Raw genomic sequence first — 25,846 nt, 5'->3', positions numbered from 1 at the left:
GAGTATTATGATGAGCTGGGTTGTACACTAAGATTTGCTGCACCGATTTTTTTGAGAGTTAATACGAAGTTTTCAGACAACCTATCTTATTGCCAGATTTTAGATGAGCATCATATACAGCACAGTTTGGTATCGCTTGGATATAATCAGGCACAAGCTGTCAGGCTAGATGGTGGTGTACGAATTGGTGAATTGCCTTATTTTGATGAAGGATGGGTGTCCGTCCAAGATGCACATGCACAGTTGGCAGGGTTTTTATTGGCACCTACTTTGCAATCACAAGGCAGTCATCAATCGGTGCTAGATATGTGTTGTGCCCCAGGCGGTAAAACCACGCATTTACTTGAGATGTTTCACATGAAACATTTGACTGCTATTGATGGTAATCGTATTCGATTAAAACGGGTACACGAAAACATCAGTCGCCTTAAGCTTGATACGAAAGATATTTCTGTGGTTCATGCTGATGGTACATCTTGGCGATCGGATCAATGCTTTGATGTGATTTTACTTGATGCACCTTGTACTGCCACAGGTGTTTTGCGTCGCCATCCAGATATTGGGCTGCTTAGACAAGAACAGGATATTGCAACTACCGTTAATTTGCAAAGAAGCATACTGGACAATCTATGGTCACGGTTAAAAGTTGGTGGCGTGCTTTTGTATGTGACTTGCTCTATCTTGAAGGCTGAAAATGAGCGACAAATCATTGATTTTTTGAGAGCTAATGACGATGCAAACGCCATACCTTTTGATTTAAGCTTACCACATCAAATCAAGCAGCAGGTAGGTTATCAATGCTTACCTTTAGATACCAAGGGTGGCGACGGTTTTTATTATGCTTTGCTGACAAAAACAGCAAAATAACAATCGTTTAATCAATGGTGATTTTGATGTTTTTGGTGAATATGACGATAAAGGATTTTGATGATTGATTGAGTTTGGGTGCTAAAATGACACCATGTATCTTAAAATAACCCAGTAACTTCCTAAGATAACTCTTAGGCCAATCAAATTAAAATATGGCGATATTGATAGTGTATAAATTTAGCGGTAATGGATTGGTATTATCGATGGGTGAAACAGGTATAATCATCGACCGATTGATAGTTCGCCAATCGCTGAAAATTTATGCTAAAATTAGCTCAATTCATAGTTAAGATATTAAGACAGTTGGAGTTTTTATGCAATATATCAGTACCCGTGGCAAGACTCAGTCGATGCAGTTTAGTGATGTGCTTTTGATGGGGCTTGCGCCTGATGGTGGTCTGATGCTGCCTGAAACTTATCCAAGTATTGATGAAGCAACTTTACAAAAATGGCGTAATCTTAGTTATAGCGAGCTTGCATTTGAGATTATGTCGCTGTTTGTGACAGATATTCCTGCAGATGATTTAAAAAATATCATCAATAAAACTTATACAAAAGCAGCTTTTGGTAGTGAGGATATTACGCCTGTGACTCGTCTTTATGATCGGTTGGCACTGCTTGAGCTATCAAATGGTCCAACGCTTGCTTTTAAAGACATTGCCATGCAGTTTTTGGGTAATGCGTTTGAATATGTACTAAAACAAAAAAACGAGCGTTTAACTGTCATTGGTGCGACATCTGGCGATACGGGCAGTGCGGCTGAATATGCACTGCGTGGTAAAGATAATATCGAGGTTTTCATGATGTCACCTGAAGGTAAGATGAGTGCTTTTCAGCGGGCACAGATGTATAGCTTGGATGATGCCAATATTCATAATATCGCCGTGGAGGGAATGTTTGATGATTGTCAAGATATCGTTAAAGCCCTCCAAGAAGATGCAAAATTTAAGGCAAAATATAGCTTAGGTACGGTTAATTCAATCAATTGGGGCCGTATTTTGGCACAAATTGTATACTATTTTAAAGGTTATTTTGGTGCAACCACCGATAACGCCCAAAAAATCAGTTTTTGTGTGCCTTCTGGGAATTTTGGCAATATTTGTGCTGGTCACATCGCACGCCAGATGGGCTTACCGATTGATCGATTGATCGTTGCAACGAATGAAAATGATGTTTTAAATGAGTTTTTTAATACAGGCAAATACACGCCACGCACTTCGGTCGAAACTTATGTAACTTCCAGCCCATCAATGGATATTTCAAAGGCTTCAAACTTTGAGCGTTTTGTGTTTTTATTGCTTGATAAGGACAGTGTGCAAGTCGCTAAGCTGTTTGGAGATGTCAAAAGTGGTAAGGGTTTTGATTTGTCGGATAATTTAAAACTGGTGAGTGAAAAATTTGGATTTATAGCTGGTAAATCTACGCATCAAGACCGCTTGGCAACCATCAAAAAAGTTTATGATGATACGCAGCGATTGATCGATCCACACACTGCTGATGGTGTAAAAGTTGCGATTGAGCTACAAAAAGCAGATGAGATGATTTTGGTTGCCGAAACAGCATTACCAGCCAAATTCCAAGAAACCATCGTAGAGGCGGTAGGTGAGATGACTTTACCACGACCTGAGCATACCCAAGGCTTAGAAGATAAGCCTCAATATGTTACTGTGGTGCCGAACGATGCTCAAGCGGTAGCAGCATTGATTGAGCAATATATTACTGCGTGCTGATTAATGAGCTATTCATCGCTAACACCTGAGCAATCAATGCTTGCACTTTGGTACATAACCAATACTTCATTGATTTCATATTATAAGCTCGTCAATCATTGTGGCGATGCAGCATCTGCATTAAGCCAAAATCAGTCTATTTGGAAATTGCTTGGCATCCATGCGGCACACATTAAGCGTTGGCAGGATGTCAACGATGTTTTGGCTTTTCTTGATAAGGTTCGCCATGATGTAGAGCTTAAGATGTATGGCATTGTATATGTCAGTGATGAAGATTATCCAGAAACACTAAAAAGTATTTATGACCCACCGCCAGTACTATTTTATCGTGGTAATTTGATACGCCTTAAAGACCGTCAGATTGCCATTGTTGGTAGTCGATCGCCGACTGAGATTGCCCAAAAAATCACTTTTGATTTGGCACAATATCTTGTCCAATCAGGATATACCGTCACCAGTGGTCTGGCGCAAGGTGTGGATAAACAAGCGCATCTGGGTGCTCTTTCTCAATTATCTGTTTTATCTGGGCGTACTGTTGGCGTTATGGGAACGGGCATCAATGTGTGCTATCCGCGTAATCATAATGCACTTTTTGCTCAAATCATCAAAGATGGTGGCTGTTTGATTAGTGAGCTATTGCCTGCTACACCAGCCAGTAAGCATACTTTTCCCCGCCGTAATCGTTTGGTGGCAGGGCTGTCACTTGCCACGGTTGTTACGGAAGCGGCACTTCAAAGTGGCTCTTTGATTACAGCTCGTCTCTCAGCAGAGCAAGGCAAACAGGTTTTTGCCATACCAAGCCATATTCACAATCCTAACGCTGAAGGTTGCCTGCACCTGATTCGTGAAGGGGCAACACTCATATATCATCCTGATCAAATTTTGGAAGACTTAAGTCAGCATGACCAAGAGTTTTTTAACGCATTACCAAAAAGCTTTAGTCAAGGTATGTCAATATTTAGTGAAGAATCAAGTAAGTTGAACACTCACCCATCTCAAGCACCTGACACAAATACCTTGGCAAGTCCAAACCCTAAGACAGCCGTTCATCACTTACAACCTGCAAGCCGCAGTACTTGTGTGCCAGAGCATTTGGCGGATTTGTACGCTTTGATGAATGAGCCTTGTGATTTGGATCAGCTTGTTTTTAGTAGTCAAAAAGATACCGGCAGCCTCTTAGCAGAACTGATGGAGCTTGAGATATTGGGTTTGATTGAGCAGGTGGGGGGACGCTATGGCAGGCTCTAAACAAATTTTTGGAGCTGATGAGCTGGACTTGGTTGCTAATTATTTGCAGGCAGGTGGTGTATTGGCATACCCTAGCGAAAGCGTTTGGGGGCTTGGTTGTGATGCATTTAACACTGATGCTATTAATCAAATTATCAATCTTAAACATCGTGATATTGGTAAGGGTTTGATTGTACTGACAGATGCAGCTAAACGCTTAAAATCGTTAATTGATGTTTCACATGAAACATCTTTACTTGATTACATGCAAAATTTTTCGGATGAGTTTACGCATGAGCATTCACGTGCCTTAACATGGCTGATGCCTATTCAGTCATCGGCATTGCCATCGGTGCTGATCGGTTCATACGATACCTTGGCGGTGCGTATCACCATACATCCTGTGTTAAAGGATTTGTGTCACGCCTTAATCTCACCGACCAACCCTTATGGATTTTTGGTATCGACCAGTTGCAATCCATCAAAGAGTACACCTGCTAAAAATTTAACACAAGCAATGGGATATTTTGGTAATCAAATTGCTTACTTAGATACCGATGGTTTGGGCTTTGCGCAACCAAGCTGTATCAAGGATTTATTGGCGGGTCATATCTTACGATAAAAACATTATTAGATGGTTTAAAAATAAAAAAGCACTAATAAGATACTTTTTAACCAAACAGTTAGGGTTATTTTAAATGGCGTTTACCTGCCAAAATTTCATAAATAAACAATAAAATGATTGCACCAATCACAGAAAAAATTAAATAACTAAAACCTGATTGGGCGTTGACGCCAACAAAGTCGGCAATAAATGCACCCACATAAGCACCAGCAATACCCAAAATCATGGTCAGTATCCAGCCCATGCCATCCACACCAGGCTTAAGTGCTCGTGCCAATAACCCGACAACAAAACCTACAATTAATGCCCAAATCATTGAAAACATTGCCATTTCCTTATTTGTAATAATAACTTATCTGATAATTATTATAGCGACTGCGACTACCAAGATGGTTTATAATCCTGTAAATGAGGTATAGCATGTGTGAATATTCTTACTCAAGCTTATCAAAAAACAGCCCTGTATCTTAGGGCTGTTTGATAAAGGCAGATTATTTATCTATCGTTTCGACCACATTCAAATCAAAACCTGATAGGGCGTTGAATTTGATAGGGCTTGATAATAAACGCATGTCCTTAACGCCTAAGTGTTTAAGAATCTGTGCACCAACGCCAATGGTCTGATAAGGTGCACGGCGATTCACCGGGGTTACCGACTGCTTATCCTTTAGTGCCTCAAAACCATCACCAAGATTAAGTGTATCATCATGACCAATCCACACCAGCACACCATGCTCAGCGGTGGCGATTTTTGCCAGTGCATTTTGGATATTCCAGTGGCTACCGCTGGTATGAATCCCAAATAAGTCTTTCATGGGCGAAAAACTATGTACACGCACTGTGCTGACGCCACCAGTTGGCTTACCTTTGACAAATGCCAAATGCGTATCATCTGAGCCAAACTCACTAAAACGATATGCGGTAAAATCCCCATGCTCAGTTTGGATAGCAAAATGCTCAACTTCGCTGACGGTTTGTTCGGTTGCCATACGATATTGAATCAAATCAGCGATGGTACCAATTTTTAGCCCATGTTCTTTGGCAAATACTTCCAAATCATCACGGCGTGCCATTTCGCCATCAGGTTTGATGATTTCAACAATCACCGAGGCAGGCTCAAGTCCTGCTAAGCGTGCCAAATCACAGCCTGCTTCGGTATGACCTGCACGGTGCAGCACACCACCTTTTTTTGCCATGATGGGGAAAATATGACCTGGTTGGACGATGTCGATTGGCTTGGCGTTAGCTGCGATGGCAGCTTGGACAGTACGCGCACGATCAGATGCCGAGATACCTGTCGTAACCCCTTCGGCAGCTTCGATGGATAGGGTAAAATTGGTGCTGAATTTTGCGCCATTTTTATCGCTCATCAAAGGCAAATCAAGCTGCTGACAGCGTGCTTCGGTTAAGGTTAGGCACACCAAACCTCGTGCGTGCGTGATCATAAAGTTGATCGCCTCAGGCGTGATATGATTTGCCGCCATGATAAGATCGCCTTCATTTTCACGGTCTTCGTCATCCATTAAGATGACCATTTTTCCTGCTTTGATGTCTTCGATGATTTCAGGAATAGTATTTAAAGCCATAATACTCTCTTGTTGGGATTTGGGTTATCTTAGCATATTTGCCATCAACATGGGGGCGGATTTAATTTTATAAAGGCATTCAGTGTTTCAGATAGCGTGGATGGCATTTGGTTTTAGGTTTTTAGCCAATTGATAAAGGCAAAATTGGCTTGCTCTTTTTGGTTATCAGCAAATTCATAAAACCGTGTACCTATCAGTGCATCAGGTAGGTACTGCTGTGGGTGATAGTGATTGGGATAATCGTGCGGATAGATATAGCCTACGCCATAGCCTTCAGCTTGCATAAGTTTGGTGATACCGTTGCGTAAATGTAGTGGTACGGGCGATTGATCGGTTTCGGCAAGCTTTAAGGCACGATTGATAGCGTTGTAGCTTGAATTTGACTTAGGACTATTTGCCAAATAAATAATCACTTGCCCCAAAATAATGCGTGCCTCGGGCATGCCAATGGACTGAACTGAGCGTAGTCCAGCATCTGCCAGTAGTAGGGCATTGGGGTTGGCAAGCCCGATATCCTCGCTGGCTAAAATGACCAGCCGCCTTGCGACAAATGCAGGATCCTCACCTGCCGCCAATATCCGAGCCATCCAGTATATCGCCGCATCTGCATCCGAGCCACGCACGGATTTGATCATAGCGGAGATAAGGTCATAATGCCCATCACCTGATTTATCATAGCGTACCAAGGGCTGACCTGCCACAGCAACAACAGAAGCATTATCGATGATAATTGGCTCAGGTGCTGCTGCCACAAGTTCAAGTAAATTCAGTGCACGCCTGCCGTCGCCTTGAGATAGATCAATGAGTGCCGCTAAGTTATTAATTTGAATGTCTTTGGTTTTTAGTAAGGTGTCTTGTCGTATTGCACGCACAATGAGTGCATAAATCTCATCATCACTTAAGGGTTCAAGTTTATATACCTGACAGCGTGACAGTAGAGCATTATTGACGCTAAAAGAAGGGTTTTCGGTGGTCGCACCAATCAAAGTAATTTCACCTGTCTCAACCGCTTGTAACAAAGCATCTTGCTGAGCTTTATTAAATCGATGAATCTCATCGACAAAGACGACAGGTGGCTCATGAAATAGCCCATCGTCAGATCTGAGCACTTCTCTGAGTTCTTTGACGCCACTACTGACTGCTGATAAGGGGCGAAACGGACGACCAACAGCATCAGCCAGTAGCATGGCAAGTGTCGTTTTACCAATCCCTGCCGATCCATGCAAAATCAAAGACGGCAAAAACCCTTGGCGTACGATATTAAAAATCGGCGCTCCCTCACTAAGTAAGTGGGTTTGACCAATGACAGCATCAAGCGTGGTTGGACGCATGCGTTCGGCAAGAGGTTTCATAAAAGTATCTTTATTGGGCTGGGTTTGTTGGATTTGGATTGGTTTTATGCTATTTTAGCACAAAACCAATCCCATTTTGATGGTCATTTATGAAGATGAGCTGCCCTTATTGTTATTCTGCCAAATCTCGCCCTCTGAGTTTCGGCGAGCGGCAAATGGCGATCAGCGTATTTGGCGATGCACTTAAATTAGACGATATTCGTCTAAAGACTGCATGGTGGGTTATCCAAGGCTATGCCGTCTCACCCAATGGTCATGTGTATTTTCATCCCAAAGATTTTTGTGAGGATTTTTCATCTCAACACTTGATGAAGCGTGCTTGGCTGATTCATGAGCTGGTGCATGTGTGGCAGGGACAACAAGATATTCGGGTGTTTTGGCGTGCGATTTTGAGCCGCCGCTATCGGTATCGGTGGATACAGGGGAAAGCATTTTTAAGATATGGTATTGAGCAGCAGGCACGCATGGTTGAGGATTTTTATATACGCCGTGAATGTGGCAAAAACTGCGATAAATGGTATGAATGTGTACCCTTTTTAAGCCGTGAGATTAAATCCACACAGTGCTTTAAAAATTGACAAATTAAGATTACCGAACCCATTTGCCAACAGTAACCGATACCAAACCTGACTGCATTCGCCTTAATGTTGGCGGTTGACATGATTAATTATCATGATTCTTTGATTGCCATGGTCACAGTGTAGGTTTTGCCTTGCTTGATTTTATCGGCATTGCCAAAAACCTCGGTAAAAGAACGCTTCATAAAATCACGCAGTCCATTGATGGTTACAACATAAAATCTACCGCCACTTGTCATGGCATTATAAGCATCAAGTAAGTATAAATAGTGCTGTTCTTTGCTGGCTTTGGCTGGCAAATTACTCATGACTAGACTAAATTGGCGAGATTTATCCACATGATAAAAACCATTAGAAAGCATCACCTCGGCATTGCCAAGCCCATTATTTTTACAATTAAGTTTGGTGTATTCTATGGCAACAAAATCTTTATCAATCAATAAATGATGACCCTTTGGGCATTCACGCGCCGCCGTCATGCCAAGTACGCCATAGCCACAGCCAAGGTCAATGGAGTTATCTTGTGTTTGAAAATCAATATAATCTAATAACATCAAGCTGCCATCATCTAATTTTTCAGGGCTAAAAATCCCCCAAGTACTGGTAAAGTTAAAGGGTTTGCCCAGCACCTCTTGAGAAAATTGAATATCATGCCGCCACTGTTTGGATTTGGTCAGCAGTTCAGGGTTAATTTGGTGCATGGTGTACTCGTGAGTTGATGGATAAAATGGCATTCACAAATAAGGTAGATTGTAGCATATTTTAATCATAAAACGCTACTGGTGTTATCCGCCGCTTATGCGATTGATGGTTTGGGGTGATTGTTTCACCGAATTTTTAGCCATGCTTGATTATAATGGTTTATAATAGTAAGTAATACTCATGACTTATACCAACTTATCTTAGCATATCTTTAAAATCAGATTTTTTATCATGACAACACCAAAGCCCACTGTATCACCGCATGTTAACATTGATTTGTCGTTATTGATTTTTTATCAGCCACCAATCGAAAAACTCACCAATCATCTGCTAACTCAGCCTGCCATGTACGCCCAGCTTCTGGCAAAAAAGCGGGCACAAGAGCAACAAAAACAGTCCAATAATGAAACTAAGGACGGCGATGATGGTATTACGCTTACCGAAGAAGATATTGAAAATTTGATTGAGCAAGGATTTAGTGAAGAAACCATTGAGAGCGTCTCAAAGGCGGTCAATGAACAGCTAAGCAAGAATGCAAATGATGATGCCAAGCAAGATGATAATACTGATGATAATCTGCCCAAAGGTGATGATGCCAATCAGACACACTCAAAAATAAACCCAATCACCAAAAAGATTAGCCCTAATGATTTTGCCCATACCTCACGCCCAAATCAAAGCAAAGTTCACAAGTTGGCTCAAAACCCGTCGCATCCTGCCAAAACCGATGATACGAAATCTCATGTTGCTCAAGCTTTAGCACAGTCAGCCGATGCATCTGCAGCTAAGATTGCAGAAAGTTTGGATAATGATATTCATGCGGCAGTAGAAAAACAGCTAAAAGAACAACAAGAACAGCAAGAGCAACAATACGAAGCATTTAAACAATATCTTGCCAAGAAAAACAGCGAAACAGCCATCGACTATCGCCAAATTCGGATTGATATTGAATCTGGAGCACTGCCGACACGCCATTTTTATTTGATGAATGGTTTATCGGCTGTGATTGCAGGGTTTGGGCTGTTAGCAAATTCACCTGCAGTGGTGATTGGTGCGATGTTAATTGCGATGCTGATAGGCCCGATCAGCGGCATTGCTTTGGCGATTATTGATGCTCGCTTGGCTTTACTTAAAAAATCACTGTTAACCTTATTGTCTGGCGGTGCGTTGATTTATGCTATTGGTGTGCTGCTTGGCTTTTTATATCCTGATCAAGCTGCAAGCCAAGAGATTATTGCCCGAACTGCCCCTAATACGATGGATGTTTTTGTGGCATTGGCAGGGGGCGTGGCAGGGGCGTATGCGTTGATTTCTCGTAATTTATCGGTTGCCGTGGTTGGCGTGGCAGTCGCAACAGCACTTGTCCCTCCGCTGACTGCCAGCGGAATATTGCTTGCCACGGGACATTATCAATTGGCATTAGGGGCATTGATACTAACTTTGACCAATATTTTGGCGATTCAGTTTACCAATGCTTTAGTGCTTTGGGCGGCGGGGTTTCGCCGATTGGATATTGATAAAAGTGAAGATGAAACCGTAAAAGATTCACGATGGCAACAAAACTGGTTATTTATTCGCCGTAATATGGTCACTTTGATTTTATTGATTGGGCTAAGTGTGTATTTGACGCTTGATTTTCAGCAACGCATTCGTCAAAAAAGCTACGAAAAGGCAGTCATTGAGGTTGTTCAGCAGCAAATCCAATACCAGCCTAGCTATGTTGTTAGTAGTGATTTTGGTGTGGTGGAAAAAGGTCAAAACAATAAAGCTTCTGCTGATAGCTATATGATTCGAGTATTATTGCAAGGGCTGATTGCACCGAGTCATCAGGATATTTGGCAGATGGAACAAAAAATTCAAACCATAACAACCAAGCGTTATCCCAAACGCTCGCCAATTAAATTGCAAGTGCGATTTGTACCAGAGCAAGTGATTGAAACCACCCCAGTCAGTAAAGCAGATGTGAAGCTTGATGATGCCTCAATCAGTCAATTAGAAGAAAATAAGAATTAGGGTGAATAAAACTTCATTTAAGTATTTTAAAGATCACTGGCACAAATAAAGATGGTGGGCATGCCTGCGTTAATCAAGGTCACTTCAAATTCATCCACATTTGGCACTGTCAATATGTCTATCAACTTGCCTGTTGGGAACATATCGCCATCACTGTTCACGGGGTTGATAAAATCAATCCAAACTTCCGTCGTTGGAAAAGTTACGCCATCACGCTCAAAATCCCCCGTTTCTTGTACTTGCCCATCTGTGATAAGCACATGGGCGATGATGGTTTTGCAATGTTTATTGCCAAATTCGCACCTTACAAATGCCATCTCAGGCATACGACTGGCGTCAGCCAACTGTATATAAATGGCATGGATGGGGATTTGCATAAAAACGCCTTTGCTGGCGACAATGAATGATTTTGCCTATTTTAAAAATCGTATTATAACCAAACTATACTCTCATCCAAACCACCCAGAATAACAACTAAACCAAATTAGTACCCATTGCCCTAAATACCAATCTACTCATCTTGTCAAAGTAGGATTTGCTTATGATAAAAGACATAGATGTAAAGGTTGTTATCATCTAAAGATAATGTCCTTGGCTTTTTATTGCCTGATAAAACTTAGATAATTGTATGAATTTTGGTGTCCAGATTTGGACATATGATCATGTATTGATTGCATTGAAAAAAGCTGGTACATCTCATATCATCAGATTTTTTTTGTGGATTTTCTGCTTGTAGTGTGGTATTTTCTTTAGGTTGTAGTCATAATTAAGTTTTGATATTTGTATTACCATTTGCCATGGGTCATATCAGCTTTGGTATGCCTAAACTTAGCAAGATGGGCATTTTATCATTATCTATTTACTTTATATTATCAATTATTATTTATGATATTTTTTAGGTTAACCGAATAATATCAATAAAAAACAGACAATCAAGGACACATGACACATGACAAACAAACCTACCGTTGCGTTAATAGGTGCCCCAACCGATGTGGGTGCAGGTGTGCGAGGCGTGAACTTAGGGCCTGATGCCTTACGCATTGCTGACATTGATAAAGCCATTGAACAATATGGTTTTACTGTCATTGACCGTGGTAATTTGCAAGGCCCAGCCAACCCCAATCAGCCCCCTGTGAACGGCTACCGTCATTTTGATGAAGTGGTTGCATGGAACAAAATGGCACACGATGCTGTGTATGATGAGCTGAAAAATGGCAACTTTCCCATTTTGATGGGGGGCGACCATTGTTTAGGTTTGGCATCATTGACCGCTGTGGCACGCCATTGCCGTGAGCAAGGCAAAAAGTTGCGTATCCTTTGGCTTGATGCTCATGCTGATTTTAATACCAGCGAAATGACCCCATCAGGCAACATTCATGGCATGCCTGTGGCTTGTGCTTGTGGTTTTGGTCCTGATGAGTTAACCACCATTGGCGGTGTCAGAGGAGCGATTAGCCCAAAAGATGTGTATCAAATCGGTATCCGCAGTGTGGACGCTAAAGAAAAATACTTCATCAACGAAAAAGGCGTCACTGTCTTTGACATGCGTTATATTGATGAAAATGGCATGCGTCATACCATGGAACAAGCGTTAAAAGGCTTGGATAATGACACGCACTTACACATCAGTTTTGATGTGGATTTTCTTGACCCAAGCATCGCCCCAGCGGTTGGCACAACGGTGATGGGCGGGCCTACCTATCGTGAAGCGTCATTGTGTATGGAGATGATTGCCGATACTGGTTTGATGGCATCTTTGGACATCATGGAGCTAAACCCAACCCTTGATGAACGCAACCGCACCGCAGTCATCATGGTGGATTTTATTGAATCCTTGTTTGGTAAATCCACCCTAGTCAGACCTGACACAACCCAATAATTCAAATCATTCATGGACATATTTTTTTAAGGACTTCACTATGAACACCACCAACCAACCATCAAACAGCCAAGCTTATATTGACCGTGAAGAGCAATACGGCGCTCACAACTATCACCCTTTGCCTGTGGTATTAAGCCGTGGCGAGGGGGTGCATGTTTGGGATGTTGAGGGCAAACAGTATTATGATTTTTTATCTGCCTATTCAGCGGTCAATCAAGGGCATTGCCACCCCAAAATCATCGCCACTTTAACCGAACAAGCCAAAACGCTGACCTTAACATCAAGGGCATTTCACAGTGATAAGCTCGGTGAGTTTGAAGCCTTTGCCTGTGACTATTTTGGCTATGATAAACTTTTGCCGATGAACACGGGCGCAGAAGCGGTAGAAACCGCCATTAAGATTTGTCGAAAATGGGCATACGAGAAAAAAGGCATTGATGAAAACCAAGCCAAAATCATTGTCTGTGAGAATAATTTTCACGGTCGTACCACCACCATCATCTCATTTTCTAATGATGAAAATGCTCGTAAAAACTTCGGCCCTTATACCCAAGGTTTTATTAAAGTTGAATACGACAATCTTCAAGCCTTAGAACAAGCGTTAACTGATAATAAAGATGTGGCAGGGTTTTTGGTTGAGCCAATCCAAGGTGAGGCGGGTGTGTATGTGCCATCTGAAGGTTATCTTGCCAAAGCCAAAGCTCTTTGTGATAAGCATAATGTGCTGTTTTTAGGCGATGAAATCCAAACGGGCATTGCTCGCACAGGCAAATTACTTGCCCTTGATCATGAAAATGTGCGTCCTGACATCTTAATTTTGGGCAAAGCTGTCTCTGGTGGCGTTTATCCTGTATCAGTGGTCATGGCAGATGATGACATCATGAATGTCATTCGCCCAGGACAGCATGGCTCAACTTATGGTGGCAATCCGCTGGGGGCAGCGGTTGCCAAAACCGCTTTAGAGGTGGTGCGTGATGACAATTTAGCGGATAATGCTGATAAGCTTGGTCATATCTTTCGAGAAGAGATGCAAAAGTTGGTGGATAAGCATGAGCTTTTAACCTTGGTGCGTGGTAAGGGATTGCTCAATGCGGTGGTCATCAATGACACCGAAGACAGCAGTACGGCTTGGGACTTATGTTTGGCACTCAAAGAAAATGGACTGCTTGCCAAACCCACACACGGCAACATCATTCGATTTGCCCCACCGCTTGTGATGACTGAAACCCAACTGCGTGAGTGTGTGGACATCATCGCCAAAACGGTTGCCAAGTTTGAAGCAGACAGATGACATGATGGCTTTAATGGGTCAGTTTGTCATTTAAGCCCATTTATCATTTAAGATTTTTTTATGGTTTAAAACTTAAGCCGTGTTATGCCTTTTGCTAACACGGCTTATTTTTTGACCAGCCTTTAATGGGCTAAATTGACAGGGTATTTAAAGGGTTAAATTTAAAAGTCTAATCAGTTTGGCTTAATTTGGTCGGGTTATTTGGTCGGGTTATGTTGAAGCGTTTGCTGATATGCCGTATCCAACTGCTTAGTTGTCAACAGCTCTTGTATGACTGGAAAAACCTCTCGCTCTTCAAAGCGGATATGGTCGTATAACGCTTGTGCCAAGGCATGTAAATCATCAATGGTTGGGTGACTGGCAGACTCAGTCAGCTGACTTAATGTGCGTAACTGCTCATGTTCGGCAAGCAGCTGCTTACCAAGCGCCATCACTTTGGGGTGGTTGCCATGATTTGCCAATAAAGGGGCAACCAAATACCTCTCTTCAATCGCAAAATGTGCGATTCGGTCATCATGAACATATGCCACCAATGCTTGCCAATGCCTAAAAATATCATCAGTCGTGCTGTCTTTGGGACATTGCATGGCTTGACGAGATAGGCTTAAGCCAAGCTGATGCTGTCGAGATAAGGGGCGAAGCTGTTCTATGCGGTACATAAACGGATGTCCTAGGTTAAAAATAGCATGACACAATCACCACTTTGGATGTGCCAGATGAGCCATTACCCAAGCCATCAATCTGTTTGCCATAAGGGCAAGACTGCCAACGACACACAATAAAAATTGGTCTCGTGCTTGCCCTGCCACTTAGCAACGCTCGGGTAAGTCACTAAGTTTAAAAAATAAATGTCCCTTTGGAAGTACTGCCACGTATGTAGGTGGCTTTGACCGATATTTGCATAAAAACTCCTTTGCTGGTGATATGAATTATTTTGCCAATTTTAAAATATTTCTGGCACCAAATAGTACAATGACAAAGACAATCATACCAATGATTAAATCAGGATAGCTAGAATGAGTCAATAACGTCAATGCTCCCGCCGCTATCACACCGATATTGATGATAATGTCATTGGATGTAAAAATCATGCTGGCTTTGATATGGGCTTCTTTATTTTGATTTTTGCTCAGTAGATATAAGCACAGCCAGTTTGCAATCAATGCCAAAAATGCCGTGCCAATCATCAGTTGATAATTGGGCAGCTGCTCAGTACCGATAAAACGCCTAATCACTTCTATCACCCCAAATAACGCCAATATTATCTGCGTTATCCCCGCCAAAAATGCCACACGTTTTTTATACGCCAGCGTCATACCAATGGCTGATAGCGCCAATATATAGACAAAGCTGTCCGCCAGCATATCTAGACTATCAGCAATCAGCCCCATAGAATTAGCAAAAATACCAACCGAACACTCTATGATAAAAAACACAAAGTTAATCATGAGTACTTGATATAATAATCTTTTTTCTAAGCGCTCATCAGGCTTGTTAAACACTATCTTATCAAAAATCACTTCGGTGGAAATGATATGACTATCAAAATTAAGCGGTTCAAGTACTTGTAAAATCGTTGTATCTTGATTATCGTGATAGACGGTTAAGCACCGCCCAGCAATATCAAACTGTAATTCATAAATATCAGATACATCTTTTAAACGCATGCGAATGAGCTGCTCTTCGGACGGGCAGTCCATTTTTGCAATGTTAAAAATGGTCTTTTTCATCTATTTAGTGCCTTGTTTTGATTAGGTTGGCTCAAATAAATCTGTGTTTATATTGCTGCTTGGTAATTTTTGGATGGTTTGAGTAAATTGATTAGGTTAAAATTTACCTTTGGAAGTACCGCCACGCATGTCGGTGGCACGGGTAGGGGTTTGTATGATTTGCTCCTTTTTTACAAATTATTGATAAAATTCTCATAACTGCCAAATTCTGCCTTGTCAATTTTATATTGATTATCAGTAATTTTGGTGATAATCACACCATCACAATCTATCAACTGCAATCTTTCGCTGGTTGCCAGCTCGCCTTTTTTTAAGTTTAATAATTGTCGCAATAACCAATCAGCCAACGCAGAATTTGGGTTGGTCATTAAGGCTTTTGAATTCTCTTGGCAGACTTTGGCATTTAAAATTTGCCCATCTGGCGTGATTAAATCAAAAGGTTCATCACGACTTGGGAAAAATTCAGGAAAATTTTGATGAATTTGTATTGGAATAGGGATATAAACTTCATCAAGACTTCTTCTTCTACCATTTGCATTCCATTGATTTAGTCCACTTCTCTCGGGAACTAAGCCGTTTTTAGTGGAATACAAAGGCAATATTACAAATTCTTTTTTATCCATTTTGGTGCTCTGTATTGAAAGTATTTCCTTTAATTTTAATAATAAATCATAAGGTTCAGAAATAATTTCAACTGGTAGTGTAAAATAATTATCGGGTAAATGAAATTTTTTAAACAAAGTGCTTTTTGAGAAATTATAATTATAATCATGAATAAAATCTGTAAATTCTACTCCACTATCTTTTATTTTCTTAATTTTTATTTTATTAATATCGATTTTATCATAATTTTCTTCGAATAGTCTTAGTTCACTCTCTCTTCTTGCTACCAAATGATAAATAGCTTGCTTAGTACCATATAATCTATTGGCAAAATCAATTCGTTCATTTCTTGCATTAGCAACTTCAAAAACCAAATCATCGGTATTTAGATAACGAAATTTTTTATTTAGTTGATTGAATTCTGCAATTTTTTCTAATTTTTGTTCTTTTTCACAAATAAAAGTTTTTAGACCAACACCTGTTTTAACACCATTAATATTCAGTAAAGCATCAAAAGCACTATCATCACGACTAAGATTTTCAGCATTTAAAGCATAACAAAATAAATTTTCTGCATTTCTATAATATAAATAAGGAACTTTATTTTCGCTAAATAATCCAGATAATGAAGTCATTATTTTTAATAGCTCCAAATAATTCTCATTATAGCTAATCATTTTGTATTACCTTAACAATATTTTCTGCAATTCTTTTTACCAAAGGCATTGTTACACTATTTCCAGCTTGCATATAAAGCTTGCTATTAGCAATATTTGGCATAACAAAAATGCTCATATCATACCCTTGAAATGCAAAGCATTCTCTTGGGGTTAATTTACGAATCCCAAAATCATCAAGAATAAGTGGTACATTATGTCCACCTGTACCCATATTGGCAGTTAAAGTGGGACATAATCCATGTTTATTTTCACGCACATAAACCCTACGCCATTGATAAATGGTATCTTTATTTTGCATTTCTAGTTTTAATTTTTGATGGTATTTTGATTTATGATAATAAAAACTTTCATCTTGTTTTTTATTATCTAAAATATCGTGAATTGTTTTGGTTAATGGGATTTTGTTTGGGAACTCAAAATTAATACTCTTAAAAATATTTTTATCAAAAGCAATAATAAAAATTCTCTCACGATTTTGGGGGATGTTTGCATATTCTGAGGTATTCATTACTTTATAAAAAACCTGATAATTTAGCTTATTTTCTAGAATATCCAAAATAACCTTAAAAGTATCTCCTTTATTGTGTGATATCAAATTTTTGACATTTTCCAAAAACACAACTTTTGGACGGTGCTTTTCTATTATTTTTTCAATGTCAAAAAATAATGTACCACGACTGTCAGAAAATCCCTTTTGATACCCTGCCACCGAAAAGGCCTGACAAGGAAATCCTGCACACAGAACATCAAAATTTTGTGGAATTTTTTCTTTAGTCTCATCAAGTGTAATATCACCATAAGGCACGAAACCATGATTGGCAAAATAAGTTTTTTTAGCATTTAAATCCCACTCACTGGCAAAAACACATTCGCCACCAACAGCTTGCATTGCAAAATGAAAGCCACCAACGCCTGCAAACAAATCAATAAATGTAAATTTAGACATAAATCATATTTTAAGAAAATTGTGTTGTATTATAACACTTTATGCCAAAAATTTAAACTTTGGAAACCTATGCTAACCATAGCGATAAATTATCCAAAATCAGCTGATTTACCCTTGCTATCTAAGCGACAAGCGACAGGCACTTCATCAATCGTGCCATTGGTGCGTTCAATGGTTAGCGTCAATTCACAATGGGGGCTAATTTCGCCTTTTACGCCATAAATTTCCGTGTCGTCTAATTAATGCACTGACCTGCTGCTTAAATTCATTTCGGATATGTTTTTGGTTTTGTCAAGATAAAATCAAAAACATATTTGCCCTAGTACAACCGCTTTGTTTGCACCAGTGACGGCAGGAATATTGCCATGACGCCCTAAGATATTTTGGCGTGCAAGCCAAGCAAATGCGACACTCTCAATCCAAGTAACCTCAATGCCCCAATCATTGGTTGGCTTGATGGATAAATTGGGCAGATGTGCTTGCAGGCGTGCCATCAGATGGGTATTTTTTGCACCACCACCACAGACAAGCACAGTGCCTGATTTAATAAAATGGCGGATTTGTTTGGCGGCACTGACAGCGGTCAGCTCGCACAAAGTAGCCTGTATATCGGCAGGGGGATGGCACAAATTTGGGTGACTGCTGTTTAATTGATCGATCATTGCATCAAGCCATACTAAATTAAAGTCTTCACGCCCTGTGCTTTTTGGTGGTGATTGGCTAAAAAAAGGATGGCCAAGCAAAATATCAAGTAATGGCTGAATGACTTGCCCGCTGGCAGCCCAAGCACCATCTTGGTCATAACAGGTATTTGTATGGCGAAAGTTCCATGCATCCATCAGCAGATTGGCAACCCCAGTATCAAAACCAATCGGTGTACTTTTATCATGATTTAATACGGTAATATTGGCAATTCCGCCCAAATTCAGTACACCTTTAACCTGCCTATCATGACCAAATATGGCTTGGTGAAAAGCTGGCACAAGTGGCGCGCCTTGCCCACCGACTGCCATATCACGGCGGCGAAAGTCACTAACCACAGCGATGCCTGTATACTCAGCTAAAATATTTGGGTCTAATAACTGCAAGCTAAATGACCAATTGGGGCGATGGCGAACAGTTTGCCCATGACAACCAATGGCACAAACCAAATCATGGCTGATATTTGCCTTATCAAGCAGCTCAAGGGCGACTTGAGCGGCGAAGGTCGCATAATACACGCTCGCCCAGCCATAGACATCCAGCTCGCTTTGAAAGTCAAACTCACAAGTTTGGATAAATGTAGCGACACCATTAGGCGTCGTTAAAGATAATAACGCTTGCCGTAAGTCCTCGGTAAATGGCACGCTGTGGCTTGCGACCACCTCAACCGAGCATGTTTCATCATCCGTTTCAAAAAACCGACATAATACCGCATCCATGCCATCTAAGCTTGTGCCACTCATCATACCAATAAAATAAGGTGCTTCGTCCATAATGGTCAGGTCTGCTAAGTTTTCGCCAAAAATTTTTTCTAAAAAATCTGCTGATATCGTCATGATTTGCCAACATTTACCTCATACAAAACTTAAGCATAACAAATTTTTTTTGTATAGGATATGAATTTTTGATAAATCCGACTTTGTAAGATGACTTTTTGGTGATTTTTGTTATAATCAAGACAATTTTTGATCTTAGAAGTTGAATAAAGGCGATGACCATGAGTGATTTTTTACCCATCAAAGACCAATTGACGCTTATCATGCGAGGGGTGCAAGAGATTTATTCCAAAGAAGATTTGATAAAAAAATTAGAAAAAAACCGCCCGCTACGCATTAAGCTTGGCATGGACCCGACAGCTGCTGATTTACACCTTGGACATACTGTGGTACTAAATAAATTGCGTCATTTTCAGGATTTGGGGCATGAGGTGCTGTTTTTGATTGGTGATTACACGGCACGCATTGGCGACCCATCAGGCAGAAATGCCACCCGTCCGCCATTGACAGAAGCCGAGGTGAAAGCCAATGCCCAAACCTATGCCAAACAGGTTTTTAAAATTTTGGATAAAGACAAAACCAAAATTGTCTTTAATTCCGACTGGTTTGGCAAAATGAGTGCAGGGGATATGATACAACTGGCAAGCCAAATTACTGTTTCACGGATGCTTGAGCGTGATGATTTTTCAAAACGCTATAACAGCCAGACCCCCATCGCCATTCATGAATTTTTATACCCCTTGGTGCAAGGCTATGACAGCATTGCTTTAGATGCCGATGTGGAGCTTGGCGGAACTGACCAAACTTTTAATTTATTGATGGGGCGAACGCTACAAGGTCGCTATGATAAAGAGCCGCAAGTGTGTATTACTATGCCAATCTTAGAAGGCTTGGATGGTGTACAAAAAATGAGCAAATCTTTGGGGAATTATATTGGGATTAATGACCCTGCTGGTGTCATGTATCAAAAAATTCTATCCATGCCTGATACGCTCATCGCTCGCTACTTTGAGCTTTTAAGCTTTAAGCCAATGAGCGAAGTCAACGCCTTGCTTGATGACATGAAAAATGGCCGTAATCCCCAAGAAATCAAACGCATTTTAGCTCTAGAGCTGATTGAGCGTTTTCATGACAAAGAATCTGCTGATAATGCCCACAAATCAGCTGGCAACCGCTTGGCAGACGGTGAGTTGCCTGTGGATTTGCCAGAGGTAAGCTTATCTTTAAATGGTCAAGAAAAATTATTTATCACCCAAGTCTTAAACCAAGCGGGTCTTGCTAAAAACTCTGCTCAGGCCAAAGACATGCTATCTCGTGGGGCGGTTAAAGTGGACGGTCAAGTGGTCGATGGCAGTTTTGCCTTAGAACAAGGGCAAACAGTGGTGATTCAAGCAGGTAAAAAAGCGTATGCCAGAGTCTGGATTCAATCAGCCCAAATATAATAAGGGGGGGGCTAAAAAGCATTTTTTATAAAATCCGCTCTTTGTTCTAGCCTAGTCCAAGAAGTAGCTTGATAAACTCATATGTTTTTACCCACCGCTGTATGGAGGCGTACATTTTTTGGACAACCAAAGCCAAACCCTTTGCCATGCGATAGGTATATTGCTTGGTTTATTTGGGTTTGGCGAAGCGTTATTGTAAAAATTACAACAGGACTTGGGTCTTGAACGGTGTTTGTTTAGGAGCGTCAGTACAGAGGGGGTAAAATATTGGGCATTTACTTTTCTTATCAGCTGTGGCGTATTGGCACTATTGATACCGCTTAAACAAAGATTTGGTTTAGGTATGATTTGAATTCTGTATGATCCCTCAGTTTGGGGTATGTTTGATATTTGGCGACCCATGGCAAATCGTGCTGATGGTACTGGGTATGCCAACATTGCTACTTAGCTTTGGCGTAGTACAAATATTGCTTGATATGATATTTAAAATATATTAAAAATATAATTAATAAAAGTTTAAAAGCCATAAGCAAATTTTGTCATAAATCATTGCACCCAAAAATACCAAAGCTTGCATCAGTACAATCGTCGCACCTGTCGCAGAATCTAGATGATAACTGATAATTACCCCGAATACACTTGTAAAACATGAGCTAATGATGGCAGTCAGCAACATTGTATCAAAGCGTTTGCATAAAATAAAAGCAGTCATGCCAGGTGAAATGAGCATAGCAATCACCAAAATCACCCCAACCGCTTGCATAGCAACCACAATGGTTGCTGACAATATAATCAACAAGCCATAGTGTAGTTTTTGTATCGATAAACCTGCAACTTGGGCATGATGGCTGTCAAAACAATACAACAAAAGGTCGCGTCTTTTTAAAATGAGTATCAAAAAGATGATTGCTGAAACACCTAAAGTTTGGTACATCAGGGTGCGACTGATGCCCAAAAGGTTGCCAAATAAAAGATGTGTCAAGTGTTGACCACTGTCAATCTTATGAAATATCACAAGCCCTAATGCAAACATACCTGAAAATACCACGCCCATCAGCGTATCTTCTTTAAGTCGGGTGTGAGTTTGTAAATAGCCTACGGCACCAGCACAACATACTCCGGCAATAAATGCTCCAAAAGTCATCGGAATGCCCAGCCAAAAAGCGACCACCACCCCTGGAAAAATTGCATGCGAGATGGCATCTCCCATCAAAGACCATCCCTTTAACACAATGTAGCAGGATAAAAGTGCACAAATAACCGCCACCGCCACCGCTGAGATGAGGGCATGTTGCATAAAGGTATGACTAAAAGGCTCGGTGAACCAGTATAAAATAGAATTTGACATAAGTAATAAACTAAAAAGGTTTGGTACACCTAGGACTTAGGGAGACTGAAATTTTGGCTGTTTTAACTTACCGTACTTAGGTGAAAACAAAAAAGCGATGATAAATAGTGCTGTTTGTAGGCAGACAATAATCCCTCCAGTTGCACCATCTAAAAAATAACTTAAGTATACGCCAAATCCGCCAGTGATGACGCCAATAGCGCCAGCAATTAAAATCAGTGTACGAAATTTATCAGTGAGCTGATAAGCAGTTGCTCCAGGTGTGATCACCATAGCAATGACCAAGATTGCACCAACGGTTTGTAGTGCAGAGACGACACAGGCACTAAGTAGGCTAAAAAATAATAATTTATAATATTTGCTTGATAAACCCACCGCTTTGGCTTGTATTTCATCAAAAAAAACCAACAGCAAATCTTTCCAAAATATTAATAAAATCAACAAAGTAATGACCATAACAACAGTCACTTGATACATATCTGTATCGGCAATGCCCAATATGTTGCCAAAAATAATTTCTTGAACATTGATAGCGGTGGGGTTTAAAGAAATGATAAATAAGCCTAAGGCAAAAAAAGTCGTAAAAATAAATCCAATGACAGCATCTTCACGCAGTTTGGTCACAGACTTAATCCATAAAATAGATAAGGCCGCTAAAATGCCAGAAAAAAACGCACCCAACGCATAAGGTGCACCCAGTGCATAGGCAATTGCAACACCAGGCACCACAGCATGTGATAAGGCATCACCGATTAAAGACCAGCCTTTTAGCATCAGATAGGCTGATAAAAAGGCACAAACACCGCCTACTAATGAGCTTAAAAAAATTGCCTTGAGCATATATTCATAAGCAAAAGGCTCAAGTAGTAATGCAATCATGACTTATCCTCTTGCTCAGCTTGGGGATTTTCGCTGGATTTGACATTTTTGCGATGATAAGAGCTGCGGTTTTGATGATGACCATAAAAGACAGCAGGAATTTCATCGTCTGCCAAAATCGTCAAAGTGCGTTTATCATCATCATCGTGCAAGTCTTCACCCACCAAGTGCAGCTGCCTTAGAACACCACCAAAAACTTTTTCAAGATTGGCTTGGGTGAATGTACTTTTGGTGCTTCCCATTGCTAAAATGGTACGATTTATCATGATAACTTGGTCACAAAATTCAGGTACTGTCCCTAAATTATGTGTTGAGATTAAAATGAGATGACCTTCTTGACGCAATTCATCTAAAAGATCCATAATGGCTTTTTCGGTTTTTACATCAACGCCTGTGAAAGGTTCATCTAATAAAAGGATTTTACTTTCTTGAGCCAAAGCCCTTGCCAAAAATACCCGTTTTTTTTGCCCGCCTGATAATTCGCTAATTTGTCGATTGGCAAGATGGTTAATTTGGACGCGTGACATGGCTTCATCAATTTTTTGGTAATCCTTTGGTTTAGGACGGCGTAAAAAATTCATATGTCCATATCGCCCCATCATGACGACATCTAAAACTGATACAGGAAATTGCCAATCAACTTCTTCGCTTTGTGGCACATAGGCGACCAAATTTTTCTTCAGTGCTTGAGTAATGGGCAAATCACACAGCTTAACATGACCTGTTTGGGGCTTAATTAGCCCCATCAGTACCTTAAATAAGGTGGATTTGCCACTACCATTGATGCCGACCAAGGCACAGGTTGTACCGCCTTGTAGCTGCAGCGAAACATCATACAAGGCGGTATGTCCGTTATTGTATCGAACCGAAATATCGTCAAGGCTGATGGTGATTTTATCCATCACTTTTCAAAACCGCTGGCGATGGTTGAGACGGTGGTTTGTAATAAGTCAAGATAAGTTGGTACAGGACCGCCAGCTTCAGACAGTGAATCAACATAAAGTACACCGCCATATTTGGCACCTGTTTCTTTGGCAACTTGTTTTGCTGGTTTGTCTGAAATTGTACTTTCACTAAATACCACAGGAATATTATTGCTGCGTACCGTATCAATCAATGATTTGACTTGTTGAGGCGAGCCTTGCTGTTCGGCATTAATTGGCCACAAATAAGCTTCTTTAAGACCGTAATCGTTGGCCAAGTAGCTAAACGCACCTTCACTGGTTACCAACCAACGCTGATTTTCAGGGATTTGTGATAATTTGGCACGCAGTGGAGCGTCCATAGCTTTAATTTTTGCACTGTACTGCTCAGCATTTTTGGTATAAACTTCCTGATTGGCTGGGTCTTGCTTAATGAGTGCATTTTTGATATTCTCAACATAAATCAAGGCATTACTTGGCGACATCCAAGCATGTGGGTTTGGCATGTCTTTATAAGCACCTTCAGTGATGTTAATCGGTGTGATACCCTGTGTCACAACAACGGCAGGCACATTGCTGGTATCATGATAAAATTTTTCAAACCAAAGCTCTAGATTAAGTCCATTCCATAAAATCAAATCTGCTTTTTGGGCTTTAACCACATCTTGAGGCGTGGGTTCATATTCATGAATTTCAGCACCTGCCTTGGTAATGGATTGAACATCGGCAGCCTCTCCAGCAACATTTTGGGCAATATCAGCAATGACAGTAAAAGTTGTGACAACAGACAGTTTTTTTGGAGAATGAGTATCCTGTGCGTTGATGTCTTCTTTGGTCTGCTGACCGCACCCAACCAAGGCTAAGCACATCGTAAGACAGGCGGTAAAAGTTTTGATTGATTTCATAAATTAACCTAATTGCTTGACTGGCATTAAAATAAATATATCAAAATACTAAGTTGTTATCTTCAAATGATTTAACCATTTATGATAATCATTATCATAAAAAATGTCAAGTTAAAAAGAGATATCCTAATATAATAACACAAATAAAAACGATACAATAAAAATAATATCAAATTCTAAACTCTAATCTCTAATAAAATCAGTTACTTATTAACTAAAATTCCATCAACCCTAAAACCTGCTTTATTAAGTTATGATGTCATGCCATGGCATGCACCACTTAATCATGAATTGCTTTTTTATCAAATATCATTAATATCATAGAAATTGTAAATAATTGTAATCAACACACCAATCTGTAACAAAAATTTTCTAACAATCGTATTTGCCATAAAATCTCATTATTGTAGCAACAAATCTTTACCATAACATTATATTATTTGCTATTGAAGTGCTATAATTTTTAAGCATTAATCATCAGTGTTCATAATTTTTACTTTTTAGATTGAAATAGGAAAAATAAACAAATGAAAGCACTAAAAATCATCGCACCTGTGTTGGCACTAGGTCTATCTTTTACAGCTATTGCAAATGCCCTAGATGCACATCGAGCCATCCAACTCACCAATAAGGTTCGCCAAGTGACTTATATAGTTGCCCCACCGTCGGCACTGTTCAAGTGAATTATGGCTTCAATGATCAAGGACTACCGACCTATGCCGAAGCCAATTTTGGTGGTAAAACTCGTTTCTTGCTAATTAATTTGGTAGAATCAATTGGCGAATTAATGATTTTTGGTGATGATAATGATTGGCAAATCTTTGGCCTCTATTTACAACTTGACAACGATCATCATTCATATGTGCACATTATTGACCCAGATGCAGAAGCCAGCTATCGTTGCGATGTGGTAGGTACAAAGCGTATTAAAGACTAATTTGCATCAGCCATAAAAAGCCACATCATCAGCGTATGGCTTTTTATTTAAAAATTTCACCAAACCCCCAACAAAATCAATCACTTACCAACTTTCTACCATCAATCCTAAAAAAC

At 40.3% G+C, this 25,846-nt stretch carries 26 protein-coding genes and 1 pseudogene; 12 read left to right on the top strand and 15 right to left on the bottom strand.

The window, feature by feature from the left end:
- From HMPREF2573_RS00625 to HMPREF2573_RS00610, 4 genes are all read left to right on the top strand, one after another.
- A partial coding sequence (locus HMPREF2573_RS00625; RefSeq protein WP_148129123.1) for a methyltransferase domain-containing protein occupies positions 1–867 on the top strand: 867 nt, incomplete at its 5' end.
- Between the two features lie 317 nt (positions 868–1,184).
- A complete protein-coding gene (thrC, locus tag HMPREF2573_RS00620; RefSeq protein WP_070472192.1) occupies positions 1,185–2,600 on the top strand; it encodes a threonine synthase in 1,416 nt (471 codons plus the stop codon).
- A gap of 3 nt (positions 2,601–2,603) precedes the next feature.
- Positions 2,604–3,848, top strand: a complete 1,245-nt coding sequence (gene dprA, locus HMPREF2573_RS00615) for a DNA-processing protein DprA (protein ID WP_003664100.1) — start codon at positions 2,604–2,606, stop codon at positions 3,846–3,848.
- On the top strand, positions 3,835–4,449 hold the full coding sequence (locus tag HMPREF2573_RS00610) for an L-threonylcarbamoyladenylate synthase (protein ID WP_003664090.1): 615 nt from the start codon (positions 3,835–3,837) through the stop codon (positions 4,447–4,449). The genes dprA and HMPREF2573_RS00610 overlap by 14 nt, the downstream gene beginning before the upstream one ends.
- 67 nt (positions 4,450–4,516) lie before the next feature.
- Here the strand turns inward: HMPREF2573_RS00610 and HMPREF2573_RS00605 are convergent, their stop codons facing one another.
- From HMPREF2573_RS00605 to HMPREF2573_RS00595, 3 genes are all read right to left on the bottom strand, one after another.
- Positions 4,517–4,777, bottom strand: coding sequence for a GlsB/YeaQ/YmgE family stress response membrane protein (locus HMPREF2573_RS00605; RefSeq protein WP_003662260.1), 261 nt, complete (start codon positions 4,775–4,777; stop codon positions 4,517–4,519).
- Positions 4,778–4,943: 166 nt separating this feature from the next.
- A complete protein-coding gene (gene ribBA, locus HMPREF2573_RS00600; RefSeq protein WP_070472189.1) occupies positions 4,944–6,038 on the bottom strand; it encodes a bifunctional 3,4-dihydroxy-2-butanone-4-phosphate synthase/GTP cyclohydrolase II in 1,095 nt (364 codons plus the stop codon).
- 113 nt (positions 6,039–6,151) lie between these two features.
- Positions 6,152–7,390: a replication-associated recombination protein A gene (locus HMPREF2573_RS00595; protein ID WP_003664078.1), complete on the bottom strand. Its 1,239-nt coding sequence runs from the start codon at positions 7,388–7,390 to the stop codon at positions 6,152–6,154.
- 89 nt (positions 7,391–7,479) lie between these two features.
- Here HMPREF2573_RS00595 and HMPREF2573_RS00590 point away from each other — a divergent pair, with 89 nt between their 5' ends.
- A complete protein-coding gene (locus HMPREF2573_RS00590) occupies positions 7,480–7,968 on the top strand; it encodes a type IV secretion protein Rhs (RefSeq protein WP_210383682.1) in 489 nt (162 codons plus the stop codon).
- Between the two features lie 92 nt (positions 7,969–8,060).
- Here the strand turns inward: HMPREF2573_RS00590 and HMPREF2573_RS00585 are convergent, their stop codons facing one another.
- Positions 8,061–8,669, bottom strand: a complete 609-nt coding sequence (locus HMPREF2573_RS00585) for a class I SAM-dependent methyltransferase (protein WP_070472371.1) — start codon at positions 8,667–8,669, stop codon at positions 8,061–8,063.
- Positions 8,670–8,901: 232 nt separating this feature from the next.
- Here HMPREF2573_RS00585 and HMPREF2573_RS00580 point away from each other — a divergent pair, with 232 nt between their 5' ends.
- The gene (locus HMPREF2573_RS00580) at positions 8,902–10,683 is read left to right on the top strand and encodes a DUF389 domain-containing protein (RefSeq protein WP_070472182.1); all 1,782 of its coding nucleotides are present in this window, start codon (positions 8,902–8,904) and stop codon (positions 10,681–10,683) included.
- 26 nt (positions 10,684–10,709) lie between these two features.
- On the opposite strand, the gene HMPREF2573_RS00575 is transcribed toward HMPREF2573_RS00580, so the two are convergent.
- A complete protein-coding gene (locus HMPREF2573_RS00575) occupies positions 10,710–11,060 on the bottom strand; it encodes a PrpF domain-containing protein (RefSeq protein WP_003662272.1) in 351 nt (116 codons plus the stop codon).
- A gap of 572 nt (positions 11,061–11,632) precedes the next feature.
- On the opposite strand from HMPREF2573_RS00575, the gene rocF reads away from it, so the two are divergent.
- Together rocF and rocD are read left to right on the top strand one after the other, a co-directional pair.
- Positions 11,633–12,565 (top strand): arginase, encoded by a 933-nt coding sequence (gene rocF, locus HMPREF2573_RS00570; protein WP_003662279.1) that lies wholly within the window; start codon positions 11,633–11,635, stop codon positions 12,563–12,565.
- A gap of 40 nt (positions 12,566–12,605) precedes the next feature.
- Positions 12,606–13,859, top strand: a complete 1,254-nt coding sequence (gene rocD, locus HMPREF2573_RS00565; RefSeq protein WP_003662281.1) for an ornithine--oxo-acid transaminase — start codon at positions 12,606–12,608, stop codon at positions 13,857–13,859.
- A 197-nt stretch (positions 13,860–14,056) separates the two neighbouring features.
- Here the strand turns inward: rocD and HMPREF2573_RS00560 are convergent, their stop codons facing one another.
- From HMPREF2573_RS00560 to dcm, 5 genes and pseudogenes are all read right to left on the bottom strand, one after another.
- Positions 14,057–14,518: a hemerythrin domain-containing protein gene (locus tag HMPREF2573_RS00560; protein WP_003662283.1), complete on the bottom strand. Its 462-nt coding sequence runs from the start codon at positions 14,516–14,518 to the stop codon at positions 14,057–14,059.
- 28 nt (positions 14,519–14,546) lie between these two features.
- A pseudogene (locus HMPREF2573_RS09475) lies at positions 14,547–14,762 on the bottom strand (PrpF domain-containing protein); the annotation flags it as partial.
- Positions 14,763–14,788: 26 nt separating this feature from the next.
- Positions 14,789–15,589 carry a cation efflux transmembrane domain-containing protein gene (locus tag HMPREF2573_RS00555; protein ID WP_003662287.1) on the bottom strand — a complete coding sequence of 267 codons (801 nt, stop codon included), beginning with the start codon at positions 15,587–15,589 and terminating at the stop codon, positions 14,789–14,791.
- A 170-nt stretch (positions 15,590–15,759) separates the two neighbouring features.
- The gene (locus HMPREF2573_RS00550; protein ID WP_003664071.1) at positions 15,760–16,869 is read right to left on the bottom strand and encodes a phospholipase D-like domain-containing protein; all 1,110 of its coding nucleotides are present in this window, start codon (positions 16,867–16,869) and stop codon (positions 15,760–15,762) included.
- Positions 16,862–17,818: a DNA (cytosine-5-)-methyltransferase gene (gene dcm, locus HMPREF2573_RS00545; RefSeq protein ID WP_003664070.1), complete on the bottom strand. Its 957-nt coding sequence runs from the start codon at positions 17,816–17,818 to the stop codon at positions 16,862–16,864. Before dcm ends, HMPREF2573_RS00550 begins: the two co-directional genes overlap by 8 nt.
- 69 nt (positions 17,819–17,887) lie before the next feature.
- Here dcm and HMPREF2573_RS09275 point away from each other — a divergent pair, with 69 nt between their 5' ends.
- Complete coding sequence (locus HMPREF2573_RS09275) at positions 17,888–18,040, top strand: hypothetical protein (protein WP_168162416.1); 153 nt, start codon at positions 17,888–17,890, stop codon at positions 18,038–18,040.
- Positions 18,041–18,120: 80 nt separating this feature from the next.
- Here the strand turns inward: HMPREF2573_RS09275 and HMPREF2573_RS00540 are convergent, their stop codons facing one another.
- Positions 18,121–19,356, bottom strand: a complete 1,236-nt coding sequence (locus tag HMPREF2573_RS00540) for an anhydro-N-acetylmuramic acid kinase (RefSeq protein WP_070472180.1) — start codon at positions 19,354–19,356, stop codon at positions 18,121–18,123.
- Positions 19,357–19,517: 161 nt separating this feature from the next.
- On the opposite strand from HMPREF2573_RS00540, the gene tyrS reads away from it, so the two are divergent.
- On the top strand, positions 19,518–20,738 hold the full coding sequence (gene tyrS, locus HMPREF2573_RS00535) for a tyrosine--tRNA ligase (RefSeq protein WP_083297489.1): 1,221 nt from the start codon (positions 19,518–19,520) through the stop codon (positions 20,736–20,738).
- Positions 20,739–21,243: 505 nt separating this feature from the next.
- Here tyrS and HMPREF2573_RS00530 read toward each other — a convergent pair.
- The 4 genes from HMPREF2573_RS00530 to HMPREF2573_RS00515 are packed head-to-tail and all read right to left on the bottom strand — an operon-like array spanning position 21,244 to position 24,793.
- The gene (locus HMPREF2573_RS00530) at positions 21,244–22,086 is read right to left on the bottom strand and encodes a metal ABC transporter permease (RefSeq protein WP_003673441.1); all 843 of its coding nucleotides are present in this window, start codon (positions 22,084–22,086) and stop codon (positions 21,244–21,246) included.
- Between the two features lie 36 nt (positions 22,087–22,122).
- A complete protein-coding gene (locus HMPREF2573_RS00525; RefSeq protein WP_003658715.1) occupies positions 22,123–22,965 on the bottom strand; it encodes a metal ABC transporter permease in 843 nt (280 codons plus the stop codon).
- On the bottom strand, positions 22,962–23,867 hold the full coding sequence (locus HMPREF2573_RS00520) for a metal ABC transporter ATP-binding protein (protein ID WP_070472175.1): 906 nt from the start codon (positions 23,865–23,867) through the stop codon (positions 22,962–22,964). Before HMPREF2573_RS00520 ends, HMPREF2573_RS00525 begins: the two co-directional genes overlap by 4 nt.
- A complete protein-coding gene (locus tag HMPREF2573_RS00515) occupies positions 23,867–24,793 on the bottom strand; it encodes a metal ABC transporter substrate-binding protein (protein ID WP_003658713.1) in 927 nt (308 codons plus the stop codon). The genes HMPREF2573_RS00520 and HMPREF2573_RS00515 overlap by 1 nt, the downstream gene beginning before the upstream one ends.
- A 527-nt stretch (positions 24,794–25,320) precedes the next feature.
- Here HMPREF2573_RS00515 and HMPREF2573_RS09270 point away from each other — a divergent pair.
- Together HMPREF2573_RS09270 and HMPREF2573_RS00510 are read left to right on the top strand one after the other, a co-directional pair.
- The gene (locus HMPREF2573_RS09270) at positions 25,321–25,476 is read left to right on the top strand and encodes a hypothetical protein (RefSeq protein WP_003658712.1); all 156 of its coding nucleotides are present in this window, start codon (positions 25,321–25,323) and stop codon (positions 25,474–25,476) included.
- Entirely contained in the window at positions 25,473–25,730 is a 258-nt protein-coding gene (locus HMPREF2573_RS00510) for an ACP-like domain-containing protein (protein WP_003664065.1), read from the top strand. The genes HMPREF2573_RS09270 and HMPREF2573_RS00510 overlap by 4 nt, the downstream gene beginning before the upstream one ends.
- The last annotated feature ends 116 nt before the right edge of the window (positions 25,731–25,846 follow it).

This window comes from Moraxella sp. HMSC061H09 (assembly GCF_001809255.1).
In the GTDB taxonomy this organism is placed as follows: domain Bacteria; phylum Pseudomonadota; class Gammaproteobacteria; order Pseudomonadales; family Moraxellaceae; genus Moraxella; species Moraxella catarrhalis.
The sequence above is the reverse complement of the archived record's forward strand: the minus strand, read 5'-3'. Positions and strand labels throughout refer to the sequence as shown.

What these genes read in the sequence shown, in the direction of transcription:
- thrC (WP_070472192.1), top strand. Translation starts at nt 1,185, where the DNA reads ATGCAATATATCAGTACCCGTGGCAAGACTCAGTCGATGCAGTTTAGT.
- dprA (WP_003664100.1), top strand. Translation starts at nt 2,604, where the DNA reads ATGAGCTATTCATCGCTAACACCTGAGCAATCAATGCTTGCACTTTGG.
- HMPREF2573_RS00610 (WP_003664090.1), top strand. Translation starts at nt 3,835, where the DNA reads ATGGCAGGCTCTAAACAAATTTTTGGAGCTGATGAGCTGGACTTGGTT.
- HMPREF2573_RS00605 (WP_003662260.1), bottom strand. Translation starts at nt 4,777, where the DNA reads ATGTTTTCAATGATTTGGGCATTAATTGTAGGTTTTGTTGTCGGGTTA.
- ribBA (WP_070472189.1), bottom strand. Translation starts at nt 6,038, where the DNA reads ATGGCTTTAAATACTATTCCTGAAATCATCGAAGACATCAAAGCAGGA.
- HMPREF2573_RS00595 (WP_003664078.1), bottom strand. Translation starts at nt 7,390, where the DNA reads ATGAAACCTCTTGCCGAACGCATGCGTCCAACCACGCTTGATGCTGTC.
- HMPREF2573_RS00590 (WP_210383682.1), top strand. Translation starts at nt 7,480, where the DNA reads ATGAAGATGAGCTGCCCTTATTGTTATTCTGCCAAATCTCGCCCTCTG.
- HMPREF2573_RS00585 (WP_070472371.1), bottom strand. Translation starts at nt 8,669, where the DNA reads ATGCACCAAATTAACCCTGAACTGCTGACCAAATCCAAACAGTGGCGG.
- HMPREF2573_RS00580 (WP_070472182.1), top strand. Translation starts at nt 8,902, where the DNA reads ATGACAACACCAAAGCCCACTGTATCACCGCATGTTAACATTGATTTG.
- HMPREF2573_RS00575 (WP_003662272.1), bottom strand. Translation starts at nt 11,060, where the DNA reads ATGCAAATCCCCATCCATGCCATTTATATACAGTTGGCTGACGCCAGT.
- rocF (WP_003662279.1), top strand. Translation starts at nt 11,633, where the DNA reads ATGACAAACAAACCTACCGTTGCGTTAATAGGTGCCCCAACCGATGTG.
- rocD (WP_003662281.1), top strand. Translation starts at nt 12,606, where the DNA reads ATGAACACCACCAACCAACCATCAAACAGCCAAGCTTATATTGACCGT.
- HMPREF2573_RS00560 (WP_003662283.1), bottom strand. Translation starts at nt 14,518, where the DNA reads ATGTACCGCATAGAACAGCTTCGCCCCTTATCTCGACAGCATCAGCTT.
- HMPREF2573_RS00555 (WP_003662287.1), bottom strand. Translation starts at nt 15,589, where the DNA reads ATGAAAAAGACCATTTTTAACATTGCAAAAATGGACTGCCCGTCCGAA.
- HMPREF2573_RS00550 (WP_003664071.1), bottom strand. Translation starts at nt 16,869, where the DNA reads ATGATTAGCTATAATGAGAATTATTTGGAGCTATTAAAAATAATGACT.
- dcm (WP_003664070.1), bottom strand. Translation starts at nt 17,818, where the DNA reads ATGTCTAAATTTACATTTATTGATTTGTTTGCAGGCGTTGGTGGCTTT.
- HMPREF2573_RS09275 (WP_168162416.1), top strand. Translation starts at nt 17,888, where the DNA reads ATGCTAACCATAGCGATAAATTATCCAAAATCAGCTGATTTACCCTTG.
- HMPREF2573_RS00540 (WP_070472180.1), bottom strand. Translation starts at nt 19,356, where the DNA reads ATGACGATATCAGCAGATTTTTTAGAAAAAATTTTTGGCGAAAACTTA.
- tyrS (WP_083297489.1), top strand. Translation starts at nt 19,518, where the DNA reads ATGAGTGATTTTTTACCCATCAAAGACCAATTGACGCTTATCATGCGA.
- HMPREF2573_RS00530 (WP_003673441.1), bottom strand. Translation starts at nt 22,086, where the DNA reads ATGTCAAATTCTATTTTATACTGGTTCACCGAGCCTTTTAGTCATACC.
- HMPREF2573_RS00525 (WP_003658715.1), bottom strand. Translation starts at nt 22,965, where the DNA reads ATGATTGCATTACTACTTGAGCCTTTTGCTTATGAATATATGCTCAAG.
- HMPREF2573_RS00520 (WP_070472175.1), bottom strand. Translation starts at nt 23,867, where the DNA reads ATGGATAAAATCACCATCAGCCTTGACGATATTTCGGTTCGATACAAT.
- HMPREF2573_RS00515 (WP_003658713.1), bottom strand. Translation starts at nt 24,793, where the DNA reads ATGAAATCAATCAAAACTTTTACCGCCTGTCTTACGATGTGCTTAGCC.
- HMPREF2573_RS09270 (WP_003658712.1), top strand. Translation starts at nt 25,321, where the DNA reads ATGAAAGCACTAAAAATCATCGCACCTGTGTTGGCACTAGGTCTATCT.